We start from the raw sequence: 14,913 nt of genomic DNA on the forward strand, positions 1-14,913 counted from the left end.
AACGGCATCCCCGCCGCTTTGAGCCTTAAACCCGGAAAATTCCAGCTCTCCGTGGCCCAAAATCGGGGTGCACCTCACAGGGTTGCGATGGTGATACCCATATTGGTTGCGCCGCCGGGATCAGCGGGATTGTCTGCATATCCGCCTTCTTCACTAAAAATATAAGGCATGACTTTCTGGAAATTCGACTTCATTGAAAAAGCCTCTAATTTAGTATTTATCGAAAAAAAACAGTAATTTGTAGCTCAGGATATCATTGGTTCTTCAGAAGAAAATAGTGTGAAAACTACTTGTTCATGCATTCAATCAAGATTGGTTCAAAATCATTATTTGATCACGATGTGTCTTGCGTACCGCACGATGATGCGGCTTCATGAGCATCTCATCGCTGCATCATTGACAGGCGGGCAAAAGTGAATTCGGAAATCTTTGGATATGCACCGGACGGGCAGGCGGTTCACCGGCTCACGATCTCCAATGGCCCGCTGACGGCCAGGATCATCAATTGGGGCGCAGCCATTCAGGATCTGCGCATGGAGGGCCATGCGGCTCCGCTGGTGATCGGCTATCGCGACTTTGCCGATTATCCGGCCCATTCACCGCATCTGGGTGCGATTGCGGGTCGTTCGGCCAATCGCATCCGCAATGCCCGGTTTGATCTGGACGGAACGACTTACGAGGTAGAGCCGAATTTTCAGGGCCGCCACAATCTGCACGGCGGCAGCAAGGGGCTCGGCAATCGCGTCTGGAAGATAACCGGAAACGGTCCGGATTTCGTGACGCTTGCGACAGTGGCAACCGATGGCGAGATGGGGTTTCCCGGCAACCTGAATGTCAGCTGCACCTATATGCTCACCGGGGATGGGACGCTAATCGTGCGGCTGGAAGCGGTGACCGACAAGCCGACCGTCTGCAACCTGCTGCATCACAGCTACTTCAATCTCGATGATGGCGGCGAGGGCGATATTCTCGATCATCAGCTCAAGATCGACGCCGACGCCTATATGCCGGTCGATGATGCTCTCATTCCGGACGGACGCGTTCTGCCGGTCAAAGGAACGCCTTTCGATTTCCGGGAGTTCCGTCCGATTCGCTTTGAGGAGAATGGCAGTCAGGTCCAGTATGACAGTAATTTCTGCCTGACCGCAGCGCGGGGACCATTGCGCCCATGCGCGTCGGTCAAGGGCGCTCGTTCCGGTATTCGTCTCGATATCTCAACGACAGAACCGGGCGTTCAGTTCTATGCAGGCAACACCATGGCCAATGATTGCATCGGCCTGATGGGCAAGCCTTACGGAAAACACGCGGGTTTCTGTCTTGAGCCGCAGATATGGCCGGGATCGCTGGAATATCCGTATTTCCCGCAGGCAATATTGCGTCCGGGTGAGATTTACGCCCAGACCAGCCATTTCAGCTTTTCACGCGAAAAATAATCAATCAGCAAAAGCGGCGCGTGCGGTTTCCATCGGAGCGAGCGCGCCGCGTATCTCAACGACACGCGCTGCAACCAGATGCGCCTTGCGGGCTGCATCCACCGGAGCAAGCCCGTTCAATCGCGCAGCAAGATAGGCACCGTTGAAGCTGTCGCCAGCGCCGGTGGTGTCCACGGCTTGCGCCACAACGGACGGTACTGACACACTTTCATCGCCGGAGACGACCAGAGCCGGTTCGGTGCCGTCCTTGACGACGATCTCTTTCACGCCGAGTGCGGCAAGGCGATCTGCACAAGCAGCGGCATCCTTGTCGCCAAAGAGCGCTTGTTCATCGGGAAATGTGGGTAGGGCAATATCCGCAATGCGCATCGCTTCGCTGATGATCTCCTGCGCAACTTTCCGGTCTGGCCAGAGCTGGTGGCGGAAATTCGGATCGAATGCGATTCGTGAGCCAGCGGCGCGGCACTTCCGCAAGACATCGAAAAACGTGTCGCGATGCTCGGGCAGGATGATGGCGATTGAAATGCCCGAAAAATAGATGATGTCACGGCCGGTCAGGCTTTTTTCAAGGGCTTCGCGGTCGCTGGCGAGACGCCTTGCGGCGGCGTCGCTCCGCCAATAGGTGAAGGAACGCTCGGCGCCGTTGAGCGTGATTGCGTAAAGACCGGGATGAAGTCCGTCAATAATGGGGCTATGGGCGATTCCGATTCCATTTGATGTCAGGAATACGCGCTGCTTCTGGGAGAAGCTGTCTTCGCCGAAAGCGGTCACATATTCGACAGGGTAGGATTTCTCCATCAGTGCCCGCATGTACCAGGCGGTGTTCAGCGTATCACCCGCAAAACCCATGCGCCATTGATCGCCTTCATTGCCTGAAAGCTCGATCATGCATTCGCCGATAGACGCAAATCCGCCCATGTCAGTCTCCTCACTTCCAATGGGGCTAACGCCTATACTAATTTGCCGTTATGTAAAATTGGTTTGTCGGTAGTCATCCAGCCTTTATCGACTTGCCACATTCATTGTGTAAGCATCCCCCGACTGCATCGCCCTCAAAATCGGGATAGCTTTTCAAAAGCACGATGCATTACCTGATATTTTGGAGTTCCGCTGACGTCGTGTAGCGAACCTCAGCCAAGGATTTGACATGCGTTATGCGATTTATTTCACGCCGCCATCCAATGATGCGCTTTTGAAGGTTGCCGCAAACTGGCTCGGGCGCAATGCGTTCAGCGGGGAACCGGTCAAGATGCCTGCGATTCGCTCGCTCGCGACCGCTGAAATCGCCCAGCTGACCGAAGAGCCGCGCCGTTATGGTTTTCATGCGACCATGAAAGCGCCGTTCCGTCTGGATGAAGAACATACTGAAAATGACCTGCTTTCCGCATTGATGCATTTCGCATCGTCGGCGTCACCGGTCGTCATTCCCCGTTTGAAGCTGCATGCAATTGGCCCGTTCTTCGCGCTCGTGCCGGAAGAGCCGGTTGCTGAGCTGAACCAGCTCGCCAATGATGTTGTCGTTGCCTTCGACCGGTTTCGCGCACCGCTCACTGAGGCGGAAATTGCAAAGCGGCGGCCGGAGCGTCTCAGCGAGACGCAGCGCCACAATATCGAACGCTGGGGCTATCCCTATGTTTTTGACGAGTTCCGCTTTCATATGACCCTGACCGGCCCGGTGGAGGAGAAGGACCGCGCTCGCGTGGAGCGGACGCTGGACGAATTTTTCACGCCGCTGCTGGATGACGCCGTAGAGGTTGCGAATCTCGCTCTGTTCGTGGAACCTGAGAAAGGGGCTCCTTTCGAGATTCATTCGCTGCATCCTCTGACCGGTGGCCAGGTTGCGTCTGCTCGGGCCTCACGAGCGGTTGGGAGGCCGTAAGCAATGGGAAATGAAACGGTTCTGCGCAACGCCCGTATCGTGCTCTCCGACGATGTCGTTCTCGGTTCTCTGAAGCTCGTCGGCGGCAAGATCGCCGATATCTCTACCGGCACCTCCAGTATTGGCGAAGATATGGAAGGCGACTTCCTGACGCCGGGACTGGTGGAACTGCACACAGATCATCTCGAAGGACACTATGCTCCGCGCCCCAAGGTGCGCTGGAACCCGATTGCCGCCGTACAGGCGCATGATGCCCAGATTGCCGCCTCCGGGATCACCACCGTTTTCGACGCATTGCGTATCGGTTTCGATGACGACGCCGAAACGGGTATCGACGATATGCGCAAGCTTTCGTCGGCGATTGCCGAAGGCCGCGATGCGGGCCGTCTGCGCGCCGACCATTTCCTGCATTTGCGTTGCGAGGTTTCCGCACCCGACTGCCTTCCTGCCTTCGAACAGTTCGGCAATCAGGCGCTGGTCAGGCTGGTATCGCTGATGGATCACGCGCCGGGGCAGCGGCAGTTCACGGATATCGAAACCTACAAGACATATTTTATTCGCAAGCTGAAATTCTCGGAAGAAGAGTTCCGGCTCTATTGCGAGCGGCGTATCGGGCAGTCCCAGCAATATTCCGCGCCGACACGCAAGGCGATTGCCGAATTGTGCCACCAGCGCGGGGTTATTCTGGCGAGCCACGATGACGCGACGACAGAGCATGTCGCGGAAGCACAGGCACAGGGAATACGCGTCGCGGAATTTCCCACGACACATACAGCTGCGAAAGCGTCAAAAGATTCCGGAATGTCGGTGCTTATGGGGGCGCCGAATGTCGTGCGCGGCGGTTCGCATTCGGGAAATGTGTCTGCGCGCGAGCTGGTCGAAGCCGGGCATCTCGATATCATATCGTCGGATTATATCCCGGCCAGCATGATGCAGTCGGCGTTTTTTCTCGCTGATGTCGTCGAGAATATCTCGCTTCCGCAAGCCATTCGTCTGGTTTCCGCCAACCCTGCCAAAGCGGTAGGGCTGGATGATCGCGGCGAGATTGTTGCCGGCAAGCGGGCTGATCTGGTTCGTGTGCAGATTGCCGATCACGTTCCGATCATCCGCACCGTTTGGCGAGAGGGACGGCGGGTTATTTAGAGCATCGATCTGATTGGATCAGACCGACGCTCTAAATATTTCTATTTCAAGCATAATCTTATCGATCCTCGTTTCACTCCGGTCGGATTATGCTCTAACCCACCGAGATGAGCGTGGTCGGTTCCAGCGCCAGTCTGCCATCATCCAGAATATCGAGCTGCAGAGAGCGGTAGCTTTCAATGCTCAGATGGGATGTCTTTGGGGAGTGCGGATGTGTTGCGGTGACCACGACAACGCTCGCACCGGCAGTTTCTCCGGCAACGATACCGGCTGGCGCATCCTCGAACACAAGGCAATTGTGCGCATCGAAACCAAGTCGTTTCGCGCCAAGCTGGAAACATTCGGGGCTCGGCTTGCCACGCTCTACATCTTCGGCGGAAACGATGGTCTTCGGCATCGGCAATCCTGCTGCGGCGACGCGGCGGGTTGCAAGTTCAAGTGGCGCCGAGGTGACGATTGCCCAACGGTCTTGCGGCAATGAACTGAGAAAGTCATACGCGCCGTCGATAGGTGCGATACCGTCCAGATCTGCCATTTCGGCCTGAAACAATATCTCCGCCTCGCGGATCGGGTCCACGCCCGGCAGAGCGAGGCGACGGACGGTTTCGACGGCTCGAACACCGTGGATCGTCGGCAGGAAAGTGACCGGATCGATGCCATGGCGTATCGCCCATTCGCTCCACACACGTTCGGTCGCTTCAATGGAACTCAATATCGTGCCGTCCATGTCGAAAAGAAACGCATCGAATGATTTGCCGAAAGGGGAAAAGGAGGTCACGCTGAATGTCCTTTAACTACGCAGATGAGAATCGGGAGAATGCTTCTGTGATTGATCATAATGTTTATTGGGTGAGAAGACAGTCTTTGGAGCAGCCAGAGTCCCCACATCGGGTATGAAAATTCGCTTCGGCTCACTATATTGAGGAGCGACTGCAATATTGGTGAAACTTGATCATTTCGATCAATTGTGGCTTTTGGCACCCTTCCGAATTCAAATAAATGCCGAAAGCGTCGACGGCGACTGAATCGCATTCTCAGGATTGTTGTATAAATGACTGAAATAAAATCAAAAAAACGCAACTATCCGGATGTGCGCTTTGCTGTTGCGCCCATGATTGACTGGTCGGACAGACATTGCCGCTACTTTCACAGGCTCTTTTCCAGGCACGCATTGCTCTACACTGAAATGGTCGTGGCGGATGCCATCATTCACGGCCCGCGTGACCGATTGTTGGGTTTCGATGCCGCCGAACATCCTGTGGCACTGCAGCTGGGCGGTTCCGATCCGGTGAAGCTGAAAGAGGCTGCGAAGATCGGCGCCGATTACGGTTATGATGAAATCAATCTCAATGTCGGTTGCCCGTCGGATCGTGTGCAGTCAGGTACATTTGGCGCTTGTCTCATGCAGACCCCGGATGTGGTGGCGCGTTGCGTTTCAGCCATGAAAGAGGCCGTTTCCGTGCCCGTTACGGTCAAATGCCGTATTGGCGTTGACGATCAGGATGTGGAAGTTGCGCTCGACACTTTGACCGATCTGACGCTTGACGCGGGCGCTGATGCGCTTTGGGTCCATGCCCGCAAGGCCTGGCTGAAAGGATTATCGCCCAAGGAGAACCGCGAGATTCCACCACTCGACTATGATCGCGTCTATCGCCTCAAGGCGCGGCTTGGTGATGTTTTCGTCGGCATCAACGGGGGGATCAACACACTGGACGAAGCAGAGCAGCACTTGCAGACGGTCGATGCGGTGATGCTCGGTCGCGCCGCTTACCATAACCCCGAGATTTTGGCGGAGGTGGATGCGCGCCTTTATGGCGGCGATCAGGCGGATACCTCGATCGCTGATATCATCGATGACATGTGCGTTTACACTGATCGCCATATCGCGGCAGGTGGCAGGCTTTCGCATGTGAGCCGCCATATGGTCGGGCTTTTTACCGGACAGCCGGGCGCGCGGCGCTGGCGGCAAATCCTTTCGACAGACGCCACCAGGCCGGGCGCAAACAGCGACGTGCTGCGTCAGGCCTATGCCGTCGTGACTGAAGCGGCAGCAGAAGCTGCTTAGAATACGTTTCGATCTGATTGGATCAGATCGGCGCTCTCAGTATTTGTTTCGACGCGCATCTTATCCGAAAACCGTTTCACACTTTTCGGGATGCACTCTAATCAATCAGAATAAGCTGGTCGCCGCGGACAGTGAACCCGCCGAGGGTTTGCAGGAAGTTCATGCCGAGCAGGCTGCCGGTCATCAGGCCTTCCTTTGTCACCATGGCGCGCACATTCTGGCGTTCGATATCGCCAATCTGCAATGTAGCAATATTGATGACTGCTGCACTTGCCGTGCCATTGGCCGTCATGATCGGAACGGAATAGTTGAGCGAGGCGGTGTCTATGCCTGCGCGCTCTGCATCTTGCTGTGACAGGACAACCGAAGATGCGCCGGTATCGACCAGAAAGTGAACGCGTTCGCCGTTTACGCGCCCGTTGACCTCGAAATGACCGTTTGCAGCCTTTGCAAGCGTGACAGTCAGGGCACCATCGGCATTGCGGCCCGAAATAGGACTGCCGGGGATTAGCCCGGCCGTGACCCGGCTCGCGACGTCCTGCAGCTCATAACGATACTGGTAGCCAGCGACGAGACCGAGGATAATCACGGCCCACATGGCCATATTGCGCGCAAAGTCGGTCAGCTTGATGCCGGAGCCGAGCAAGCCAGCGGCAAGCACGACGCCCCAAATGCCCAGATAGGCTGCGCGGGCAAACACGTCATTGCCCATGCCAAGCGTTGAGCCGCTGTCATTGTTGGACATCAGCAGCAGGACAACAATCGCGACTGCCGCAATAATGAGCCAGAAAAAGCGCCCCATCAGCCAATTCTCTTTTCTACAATAATCTCATGCCTGTCGGCGAGAAGCGCCCAGACGGCCATTCGCTCTTCTGCACTCATGCTGGACCAGCGTGCGATTTCATCCAGCGTCCGGGCACAGCCGAGGCAGAAGCCGGTTTCCGTATCTATCGTGCAAACCAATATGCACGGGGATTCGATGGTTGTCGTGTCCATGAATGCAATGTGGTTGCATCAAAGGGCCATGACAAGCCCGGCGAGGACGGCAACCGAACCGATCTGCTGCGCCGTGCCTAGCGTGTCACCCGTCTGTCCGCCGATTTTTGCGATACAAAGTCTGGCAAAGCCGAAAAGCAGACCTGTTGCCAGCACTAGCGCATTGATGAGCGAGAGAAATCCACCCACCGGAATGAGCGTGAAGACAAGAAAGACCAGCCCAATCCCGAAACCGCAAACAACGGTCTCCCATTGTGGCTGGCCAACACTGTCGGACAGTCCACCGGGACGCGCGGAAGGAAGGGCGTGCCAGAATGCCAGCATGCCTGATCGGCTTGCCGCCTCGCAGCCGACCAGCGCAAGTGCTGCGTATCCCGCGCCTGCGCGGTCGATGATCGCCATCAGTAGAGCCGCTTTCAAACCGACGAAGACAATCAGCGTCAGCGCCGCGAAAGTTCCAATGCGGGAATCTTTCATGATATCCAGCCGACGATCAGGCGAAGAAGCACCGAAGAAACCGTCAGCAGTATCGCCCAGACCGTCTTCATGGAGCGCGCCGGTCATAGCCGCCAGGGCACCAATCGCGAGCAGCGCGCAGGCAAGGGGTGGCAGGTTCACTTTATAGGCCATGAAAAGCACAGCGCCTGCCAGCAGGCCCAGAACCGCTCCCGCGAGCGGAAAGGCACGGGCATCGCGCGGCAACGAATCATCGCCGTTCTCGAACCAGCTCTGTGGAAGCGGCAGGCGGCTTAGAAAGCCCAGACTCCGGATCGTGTCGCCAATGAGACTATTTCGCTGCAAGTGACTGTTCCACTTTGTTTCCCGAAACGGATTTCCGCGATAATTCGCCTCAATGTTGCTTCAACTCAAAGAGGTGATTTGAAAATTCGCGTCAGTGCTTATAGGACGAGCCCAACGAATTTACACCTCCCATCATTGATTGGACTGAACTTATGAGCGCCAGCGGCCTACCTTTTGACGATTTCCGAGAATTGATCCGAAATCTGCCGGGGCCTGATCTCGGGGCGGAAAGGGCCGTTCGCGAGCGTGAAGCTACACTGACCAAGCCTGCCGGCTCGCTCGGACGCATGGAAGACATCGTGGCATGGCTTGCCGCATGGACTGGCAAGCGCACACCGCAGATCAATCGCCCGCTGGTTGCGGTGTTTGCTGGCAATCACGGGGTTACGGCCAAGAACATCACGCCATTTCCGCCAAGTGTCACGGCACAGATGGTCGAGAATTTCGCCGCCGGTGGCACAGCCATCAACCAGATCTGCATTGCCAACGATCTGGGGCTGAAGGTTTTCGATCTGGCGCTGGAGCATCCAACCGGCGACATTACCGAAGAACCGGCCATGGATGAGCGCACCTGCGCCGCGACCATGGCTTTCGGCATGGAAGCGATTGCCGGTGGAACCGATCTCCTATGCATCGGCGAAATGGGTATCGGTAATACCACGATTGCGGCGGCAATCGCGCTGGCGCTCTTCGGTGGTACGGCGGAAGACTGGGTAGGGCCGGGCACGGGCTCAACGGGTGAACTGCTGCAGCGAAAGCTCGCCGCCGTTCGTCAGGCCGTAGCGCTCCATCAGGCACACCTACAGGACCCGCTGGAAGTGCTGAGCCGTCTCGGCGGTCGTGAAATCGCAGCCATGGCCGGTGCAATTCTGGCGGCGCGCATGGAGAAAATTCCGGTCATCGTCGACGGTTTTGTGGCAAGCGCTGCCGCAGCTATTCTCTATGCCGCCAATCCGGAAGCCATCGACCATTGCCTGTTCGGCCATGTTTCTGCCGAGCCGGGCCATCGCAAGCTTCTGGAGAAGATGGGCAAGCAGCCGCTTCTTGATATGGGAATGCGCCTTGGTGAAGGAACTGGTGCGGCGCTCGCAGCCAGTATCGTCAAGGCGGCAGCGCTGTGCCACAGCGGCATGGCCACGTTCGAACAGGCTGGAATATCCGGTTCGAAATAACGGTCACCGCATCGTCAAAAAAGCCCGCCATTTGGCGGGCTTATCATTTAAATCAAAGATTTAAGAGCGTCAGTTGTTGTCTTTGTCGAGTACCATGTAGTCGAGCGGCAATTCGGTGGTGTACTTGATCTGCTCCATGGCGAAGGACGAAGACACGTCGCGAATTTCGATCTTGCTGATGAGGCGCTTGTAGAAAGCGTCATAAGCGCCGATGTCCGGCACGGCTACACGAAGCAGATAATCCACATCACCGCTCATGCGGTAGAATTCGATGACTTCAGGGAATTCCTGAACCACTTCAGAAAAGCGCTTCAGCCATTCATGGCTGTGGGAGCTTGTGCGCACCGATACGAACACCGTCACCCGCGCATTGACGCGGATCGGATCGAGAATGGCGACACGGCGCTTGATGACGCCATCTTCTTCAAGTTTCTGGATGCGGCGCCAGCATGGCGTCGTGGAAAGGCCAACTTTCTTGGCAACGTCTGCCACCGCAAGTGTCGCGTCTTCCTGCAATAAGCGCAGTATCTTCCTGTCGAGCCTGTCCATGCGTTTCCGTTCCCGGTTTTAGAAATCGTTTCCCGAACTGTGCGAATAGGTGAAACGTCATACCTTATGGTTCGCAATGATCCGAAGTTACAGGAAAAATATTCTGATGAAAACGAATGGAGTAAAAATTATTTATCGTCTTGGATGAGGTCTCGCACTTTTGCCTGAAGAACAGGCACAACTTCAGCATCGAACCATGGATTTCGCTTGAGCCAGCCGCTGTTGCGCCAGGATGGATGCGGCAAGGGCAGGGCGATTCGACCTGCCGGATTGGGCGTCTCCAAGAAATACCGCCAGTTCCTGACGGTTTCAGTCAGATTGCGGCCCCGATAGTCGGGCAGATGATAGGCAAGAGCGTATTGTCCGACGACGAGAATGAATTCCAGCTGCGGCATTGCCGCGAAAACACGGTCATGCCAGGTCTGGCGGCATTCGCGGCGCGGCGGGAGATCACCGCCATGCTTGTCATAACCGGGAAAGCAGAAGCCCATCGGGACGATGGCAAAGCGTGACGGATCATAAAACTCCTCACGTGAGACGCCGAGCCATTGCCGCAGGCGATCGCCAGACGGGTCGTTGAACGGCAGGGAGGTATTATGCACGCGAATGCCGGGAGCCTGACCGCAAATGGCAATTCTCGCTGTATCCGAGACGATGCAGACGGGATTGGGCTCGTGCGGTAGGGGCGGCGGAAACTGCGGTGTGTCGCGACAGATGCGGCAAGCCCGGATCGAGTGACTGAGTTCGTCCAGTTTTTCCATGAATACTATCAGTTTCGGGGCAGGATCATTTCGATGAAGGTTCGAATATGTTCCCTAATATAGGTAAAGCCATCGCCGATTACAGCCAGCAACGGTTCGCGGCCGGACGGCTGTTCAATTTCAAGATCGCGATAGTCCTTGCGCCATAGGGACGGTTGCTCAAACTGACCGGCCCAGATGCCAAGCCGGTTGCGGCGGGCGTCGCGTTCCTCGCGCTGATAATCGCCGTAGGAGACGGCCCAGCCCTGTTCAACCATCCAGCGGTTGAGGTCGGTTTCCCCAAGATAACAGCGCGCCAGATCGCGATTATACTGATCTCGTCCCTCTTTCTCGCACCGAATCGAGGACTTCCCGATTCTGGCCCGCAAGATGTTGCGGGCTTCCTTGCCGCAATCGTAAGGGGTTCCTGCCCGAACACACTGCTGTTGCATCTCCGGTGCGTCGATACCCTTGAGACGTATATGTTTCTTGCTGAGAACGACAGTATCGCCATCAATCACATAGACCGGCCCGTTCAATGCCTCTTTAGGCGCCGATTGGATTGGCAGATAGGCGATAAGCACGGCTAAAAAAGAAAATAGTAATATAGTCAATAAGATACTGCGAAAGCTTATGCTGTTGCTTTTGCGAGCCGGACGATAGGGACGTCTGTAAGGGCGACGGTATTTGCTCATAGATAGCTTCGCGACTCCCCGGCATCCTTCATTTTGTGCAGACTGCGAGCTCCTGTCGCTGACGTCAACAAGAGCAGATTGTTGATCGGAACAACAGTCAGTTTGTTGTCAATTAGCAACAGTCTTTACCGTTGCTTTAGGTTAGAAAGAGCTCAGGCACATTTTGCCCATTTCCCGCCACAAACTGGCGTCACCGATCATGGAAAGGCAGAAGCCACCAAAGTATTGAGAGCTGTCAGGCTCCAGCAGGATAGGCAGGAATGACGAAGGGCGCGTTGTTGCACAGCAAACGGATTGGGAACAGGATCACCCCTGTTCGCGCACCCTTTATTCTTTCCAATGATGGTAAGGCTTTTTTCGGCCAAGATCGGGTCTCAGTCTTGACGAAAACAGCGTGCATTCTGTCCTCTATGAATGTTTCCTCTGAATGTGAAAGACCAGCGTTGTGATGCGTATCCGCAGTTTTTCATATAGCGCCCTTGCTATGGCTCTCGGCTTGGCCATTGCCTGTAACAGCGCCTTTGCTTTCGACCTTAATGACGATTCCGAAAAGTCGAGAAGCCCGTTTGAACTCTTCAAGTTCGGCTTTTCCGCATACAAGAATGGTCATAAGGACGAAGCGATCAAGGCACTGCGTTATGCTGCGGATCGCGGCCATCAGGGTGCGAAGTGGAAACTGGCCCGCATGTATGCCGATGGCGACGGCGTACCGGAAAATGACTATGAAGCCTATAAGATTTTCGAAAAGATCGTTCGCGAAGGTTCGGAACCGGGTTCGGAAAACGACTCTTATGTGGCTGACGCTCTCGTGGCGCTTGCAGGTTATGTGAAGCGCGGCATTCCGGGCTCGCCGGTCAATGCCAATCCGGGTATGGCACGCAATCTCTATGTGCAGGCCGCCTCGAATTTCGGTGATTCCGCTGCCCAGTTCGAGCTTGGCAAAATGCTGCTCGACGGCGACGGCGGAGAACGCAATTCCATTCAGGCCGCACGTTGGTTCCAGCTTGCCGCCAAGAAGGGTAATGCCGGTGCGCAAGCCATGCTCGGCAACATGCTGTTTCAGGCAGGCAAGACCGTTCGTGGCCTCGCTATGATGACCGCAGCTTTCGAACGCTGCCCGACCGAAGATTGCCCATGGATACGCGATATGCAGGAGCAGGCATTCTCGATTGCCGGCGAAGCGGACCGTCGTAATGCGATTGCACTCTCCAGTGACTACGTCACCAAAGGCGACTTCTGATTTAACTGGAAACGCTATGGTCTTGATTTAGCGTCAGTTCTCAGACCGAAAGCGTTATCGTCACCGGCACATGGTCGGATGGCTTCTCCCACGCACGAACGTGCTTTTCCACATCACTCGATATGAAACGATTGGCCGCCTCCGGCGACAGCATCAGATGGTCGATACGGATGCCGTTGTTCTTCTGCCAGGCCCCAGCCTGATAATCCCAGAACGAGTAAATCCCGCTATCGTCGGTTGACGCACGGATTGCATCGGTAAAGCCCAGATTTTCAAGCCTGCGGAATGCCTGGCGCGATTGTGGCTTGAAGAGCGCGTCGCCCACCCACTGCTCGGGATTCTTGGCATCGTCCGGCTCGGGAATGACGTTATAGTCACCGGCAAGCACCAAAGGTTCTTCAAGAGCAAGGCGATCTTTCGCCCACAGCTCAAGCCGCTGCATCCACGAAAGCTTGTATGGAAATTTCTCCGTGTCCACGGGATTGCCGTTCGGCAGGTAAAGTGAAACGACGCGGACAACGCCCTTGTCTGTCGAGTAGACGCCTTCGATGAAACGTGCCTGCTCATCGCCATCGTCGCCGGGAAGACCGCGATTGACCTCATCCGGTGATTTCTTGGAAAGAAGCGCGACGCCGTTGAAGCCCTTTTGGCCGTGTGTTTCCACATGATAGCCGAGCGCTTCAATCTCCAGGCGCGGAAACTGGTCATCGACCGACTTGATTTCCTGCAGGCAGGCAATATCGGGCGAGGACTCCTTCAGCCAGTGCTGGAGGTTCTCGATACGGGCTTTGACGCCGTTGATGTTCCAGGTCGCGATTTTCATATCGCTATGATTATGCGCTTGGGGAGGTGAGGGCAAGCAGGGCGCAATCGCGCGTCACAGCTTTTCATCGGCCACAATTTCGATATCCGGGGAAAAATCGGCTCAAGACTATTTGTATTGGCGGTTTTGCATTCCTATTTGCTCTGGACAGGAGCCAAACAGGAGATATTCGAATGTTCGACGCCAAGAAACTTCTCGAGCAGTTTCTGGGATCACAAGTACCCGGTACGTCGGGAAGTGTCCGCGACAAGGCCGGGCAGGTGACAGACCTGGCAAAAAAGAACCCGCTTGCAACGGGAGCCATTGCCGCCGCCATTCTTGGCACGAAGACCGGGCGCAAGCTCGCGGGCAATGTAGCGACCGTCGGCGGCATCGCTGCCATCGCCGGATTGGGATATCTTGCCTACAAAAATTACAAGTCCGGTCAGGCACCGCAGACGGCCGAACAGCCGGTCGCGAAGGAGCCCGAGCTTCTTCCTCCGCCCCCGGCCGATTCTCCGTTTCACCCGCAATCTCCCGCTATGAGCAACAGTTTTGCGCTGACACTCGTGCAGGCGATGATTGCTGCCGCCAAAGCCGACGGTCATATTGATGATGCCGAGCGGGCCCGCATCATGGAGAAGGTGAAGATTTCCGGTCTTGATGACGAGGCGGAAGCCTTCCTTGAGAAGGAGCTTGCCGATCCCGTTGATCTCAATGTTCTGGTTTCAGCCGCGCAGACTGAGGAGCAGAAGGTCGAGCTTTATACGGCTTCGCGTCTTGCAATAGACCCCGATAACAGGGCTGAACGTGGATATCTGGATATGCTGGCTGGTCGTCTCGGCCTGCCGGATGCCCTGGTGGATCACATCGAAGCGACGGTCGCTTCGGTAAAGGTTTGAGGCCGGTTGTTTTCCGGCAGCCATGAAAAAAACCGGCCGCCACATGGCAGCCAGTTTTTAAATCTTCTATTCGCGTATTCGCGCGCCCGTCAGATGGCGAAGCTGGTTCCGCAGCCGCAGGCCGAAGTGGCGTTCGGATTGCGGATCTGGAACGACTGTCCCATCAGATCGTCGACGAAATCGATTTCCGAACCATCCATATAGGGAACTGAAATGGAATCGATCAGCACCTTGGCGCCGAGCTTCTCGATGACGATGTCGTCGTCGGTCTGCTCATCAACCAGATCGTATTTATAGGAGAAACCGGAACACCCGCCGCCCTCGACAGAAACGCGAAGGGCAGTCTTTCCCGGTTCCGATCCGAGAATCTTGGCGATCCGCTTTGCTGCGGAATCTGAAACGGTAATGCCTGTCATCTGCCTTGTTCCGTTTGCAATTGCGAATATCGAACCGGGTGATTTCTCCAGATTTCCGATAGCCGCATACTTGCCTTCAT

General features: G+C 55.8%; 17 protein-coding genes and 1 pseudogene. 7 read left to right on the forward strand and 11 right to left on the reverse strand.

Features of this window, described 5'->3' with window-relative positions:
- Window positions 1-77: 77 nt before the first annotated feature.
- Window positions 78-194 (reverse strand): annotated as a pseudogene (locus AC1RHM_RS00005) (glycosyl hydrolase 108 family protein); the annotation flags it as partial.
- 219 nt (window positions 195-413) lie between these two features.
- On the opposite strand from AC1RHM_RS00005, the gene AC1RHM_RS00010 reads away from it, so the two are divergent.
- Complete coding sequence (locus AC1RHM_RS00010) at window positions 414-1,433, forward strand: aldose epimerase family protein (protein WP_010661221.1); 1,020 nt, start codon at window positions 414-416, stop codon at window positions 1,431-1,433.
- Here AC1RHM_RS00010 and AC1RHM_RS00015 read toward each other — a convergent pair whose 3' ends face one another.
- On the reverse strand, window positions 1,434-2,351 hold the full coding sequence (locus AC1RHM_RS00015; protein WP_012092228.1) for a sugar kinase: 918 nt from the start codon (window positions 2,349-2,351) through the stop codon (window positions 1,434-1,436).
- Between the two features lie 229 nt (window positions 2,352-2,580).
- On the opposite strand from AC1RHM_RS00015, the gene AC1RHM_RS00020 reads away from it, so the two are divergent.
- Together AC1RHM_RS00020 and AC1RHM_RS00025 are read left to right on the forward strand one after the other, a co-directional pair.
- Window positions 2,581-3,312 carry a DUF1045 domain-containing protein gene (locus AC1RHM_RS00020; protein WP_029924986.1) on the forward strand — a complete coding sequence of 244 codons (732 nt, stop codon included), beginning with the start codon at window positions 2,581-2,583 and terminating at the stop codon, window positions 3,310-3,312.
- A gap of 3 nt (window positions 3,313-3,315) precedes the next feature.
- A complete protein-coding gene (locus tag AC1RHM_RS00025) occupies window positions 3,316-4,455 on the forward strand; it encodes an alpha-D-ribose 1-methylphosphonate 5-triphosphate diphosphatase (RefSeq protein WP_029924984.1) in 1,140 nt (379 codons plus the stop codon).
- A gap of 94 nt (window positions 4,456-4,549) precedes the next feature.
- Here the strand turns inward: AC1RHM_RS00025 and AC1RHM_RS00030 are convergent, their stop codons facing one another.
- The gene (locus AC1RHM_RS00030; RefSeq protein ID WP_122241807.1) at window positions 4,550-5,233 is read right to left on the reverse strand and encodes an HAD family hydrolase; all 684 of its coding nucleotides are present in this window, start codon (window positions 5,231-5,233) and stop codon (window positions 4,550-4,552) included.
- A gap of 273 nt (window positions 5,234-5,506) precedes the next feature.
- On the opposite strand from AC1RHM_RS00030, the gene dusA reads away from it, so the two are divergent.
- A complete protein-coding gene (dusA, locus tag AC1RHM_RS00035; RefSeq protein WP_105529004.1) occupies window positions 5,507-6,520 on the forward strand; it encodes a tRNA dihydrouridine(20/20a) synthase DusA in 1,014 nt (337 codons plus the stop codon).
- A 97-nt stretch (window positions 6,521-6,617) separates the two neighbouring features.
- Here dusA and AC1RHM_RS00040 read toward each other — a convergent pair whose 3' ends face one another.
- The 3 genes from AC1RHM_RS00040 to AC1RHM_RS00050 are packed head-to-tail and all read right to left on the reverse strand — an operon-like array spanning window position 6,618 to window position 8,317.
- Complete coding sequence (locus tag AC1RHM_RS00040) at window positions 6,618-7,322, reverse strand: TIGR02281 family clan AA aspartic protease (protein WP_122241808.1); 705 nt, start codon at window positions 7,320-7,322, stop codon at window positions 6,618-6,620.
- Entirely contained in the window at window positions 7,322-7,516 is a 195-nt protein-coding gene (locus AC1RHM_RS00045) for a DUF1289 domain-containing protein (protein ID WP_012092224.1), read from the reverse strand. Before AC1RHM_RS00045 ends, AC1RHM_RS00040 begins: the two co-directional genes overlap by 1 nt.
- 18 nt (window positions 7,517-7,534) lie before the next feature.
- The gene (locus AC1RHM_RS00050; RefSeq protein WP_105529005.1) at window positions 7,535-8,317 is read right to left on the reverse strand and encodes an adenosylcobinamide-GDP ribazoletransferase; all 783 of its coding nucleotides are present in this window, start codon (window positions 8,315-8,317) and stop codon (window positions 7,535-7,537) included.
- Window positions 8,318-8,469: 152 nt separating this feature from the next.
- On the opposite strand from AC1RHM_RS00050, the gene cobT reads away from it, so the two are divergent.
- Entirely contained in the window at window positions 8,470-9,489 is a 1,020-nt protein-coding gene (gene cobT, locus AC1RHM_RS00055) for a nicotinate-nucleotide--dimethylbenzimidazole phosphoribosyltransferase (RefSeq protein WP_492332335.1), read from the forward strand.
- Between the two features lie 69 nt (window positions 9,490-9,558).
- Here cobT and AC1RHM_RS00060 read toward each other — a convergent pair whose 3' ends face one another.
- The 3 genes from AC1RHM_RS00060 to AC1RHM_RS00070 all read right to left on the reverse strand — a co-directional run bounded on the left by AC1RHM_RS00060 (window position 9,559) and on the right by AC1RHM_RS00070 (window position 11,317).
- Entirely contained in the window at window positions 9,559-10,038 is a 480-nt protein-coding gene (locus AC1RHM_RS00060) for an Lrp/AsnC family transcriptional regulator (RefSeq protein ID WP_010661230.1), read from the reverse strand.
- A 128-nt stretch (window positions 10,039-10,166) separates the two neighbouring features.
- Complete coding sequence (locus AC1RHM_RS00065; RefSeq protein WP_029376248.1) at window positions 10,167-10,808, reverse strand: uracil-DNA glycosylase family protein; 642 nt, start codon at window positions 10,806-10,808, stop codon at window positions 10,167-10,169.
- Window positions 10,808-11,317 (reverse strand): thermonuclease family protein, encoded by a 510-nt coding sequence (locus tag AC1RHM_RS00070; RefSeq protein ID WP_235916865.1) that lies wholly within the window; start codon window positions 11,315-11,317, stop codon window positions 10,808-10,810. Before AC1RHM_RS00070 ends, AC1RHM_RS00065 begins: the two co-directional genes overlap by 1 nt.
- 604 nt (window positions 11,318-11,921) lie before the next feature.
- Between AC1RHM_RS00070 and AC1RHM_RS00075 the strand changes: the two genes are divergently transcribed.
- Entirely contained in the window at window positions 11,922-12,713 is a 792-nt protein-coding gene (locus AC1RHM_RS00075) for a tetratricopeptide repeat protein (protein ID WP_010661233.1), read from the forward strand.
- Window positions 12,714-12,753: 40 nt separating this feature from the next.
- On the opposite strand, the gene xth is transcribed toward AC1RHM_RS00075, so the two are convergent.
- Entirely contained in the window at window positions 12,754-13,536 is a 783-nt protein-coding gene (xth, locus tag AC1RHM_RS00080; protein WP_010661234.1) for an exodeoxyribonuclease III, read from the reverse strand.
- Between the two features lie 173 nt (window positions 13,537-13,709).
- Between xth and AC1RHM_RS00085 the strand changes: the two genes are divergently transcribed.
- Window positions 13,710-14,417, forward strand: a complete 708-nt coding sequence (locus tag AC1RHM_RS00085) for a tellurite resistance TerB family protein (protein ID WP_010661235.1) — start codon at window positions 13,710-13,712, stop codon at window positions 14,415-14,417.
- An 89-nt stretch (window positions 14,418-14,506) separates the two neighbouring features.
- Here AC1RHM_RS00085 and erpA read toward each other — a convergent pair whose 3' ends face one another.
- Window positions 14,507-14,833 carry an iron-sulfur cluster insertion protein ErpA gene (gene erpA, locus AC1RHM_RS00090; protein WP_006471759.1) on the reverse strand — a complete coding sequence of 109 codons (327 nt, stop codon included), beginning with the start codon at window positions 14,831-14,833 and terminating at the stop codon, window positions 14,507-14,509.
- Window positions 14,834-14,913 lie beyond the last annotated feature (80 nt).

Source organism: Brucella sp. GW823-FHT04E01, from assembly GCF_058796175.1.

Excerpts from the sequence above, each read along its gene's own strand:
- AC1RHM_RS00015 (WP_012092228.1), bottom strand. The coding sequence starts at position 2,351 with ATGGGCGGATTTGCGTCTATCGGCGAATGCATGATCGAGCTTTCAGGC.
- AC1RHM_RS00020 (WP_029924986.1), top strand. The coding sequence starts at position 2,581 with ATGCGTTATGCGATTTATTTCACGCCGCCATCCAATGATGCGCTTTTG.
- AC1RHM_RS00025 (WP_029924984.1), top strand. The coding sequence starts at position 3,316 with ATGGGAAATGAAACGGTTCTGCGCAACGCCCGTATCGTGCTCTCCGAC.
- dusA (WP_105529004.1), top strand. The coding sequence starts at position 5,507 with ATGACTGAAATAAAATCAAAAAAACGCAACTATCCGGATGTGCGCTTT.
- AC1RHM_RS00040 (WP_122241808.1), bottom strand. The coding sequence starts at position 7,322 with ATGGGGCGCTTTTTCTGGCTCATTATTGCGGCAGTCGCGATTGTTGTC.
- AC1RHM_RS00045 (WP_012092224.1), bottom strand. The coding sequence starts at position 7,516 with ATGGACACGACAACCATCGAATCCCCGTGCATATTGGTTTGCACGATA.
- cobT (WP_492332335.1), top strand. The coding sequence starts at position 8,470 with ATGAGCGCCAGCGGCCTACCTTTTGACGATTTCCGAGAATTGATCCGA.
- AC1RHM_RS00060 (WP_010661230.1), bottom strand. The coding sequence starts at position 10,038 with ATGGACAGGCTCGACAGGAAGATACTGCGCTTATTGCAGGAAGACGCG.
- AC1RHM_RS00075 (WP_010661233.1), top strand. The coding sequence starts at position 11,922 with ATGCGTATCCGCAGTTTTTCATATAGCGCCCTTGCTATGGCTCTCGGC.
- xth (WP_010661234.1), bottom strand. The coding sequence starts at position 13,536 with ATGAAAATCGCGACCTGGAACATCAACGGCGTCAAAGCCCGTATCGAG.
- AC1RHM_RS00085 (WP_010661235.1), top strand. The coding sequence starts at position 13,710 with ATGTTCGACGCCAAGAAACTTCTCGAGCAGTTTCTGGGATCACAAGTA.
- erpA (WP_006471759.1), bottom strand. The coding sequence starts at position 14,833 with ATGACAGGCATTACCGTTTCAGATTCCGCAGCAAAGCGGATCGCCAAG.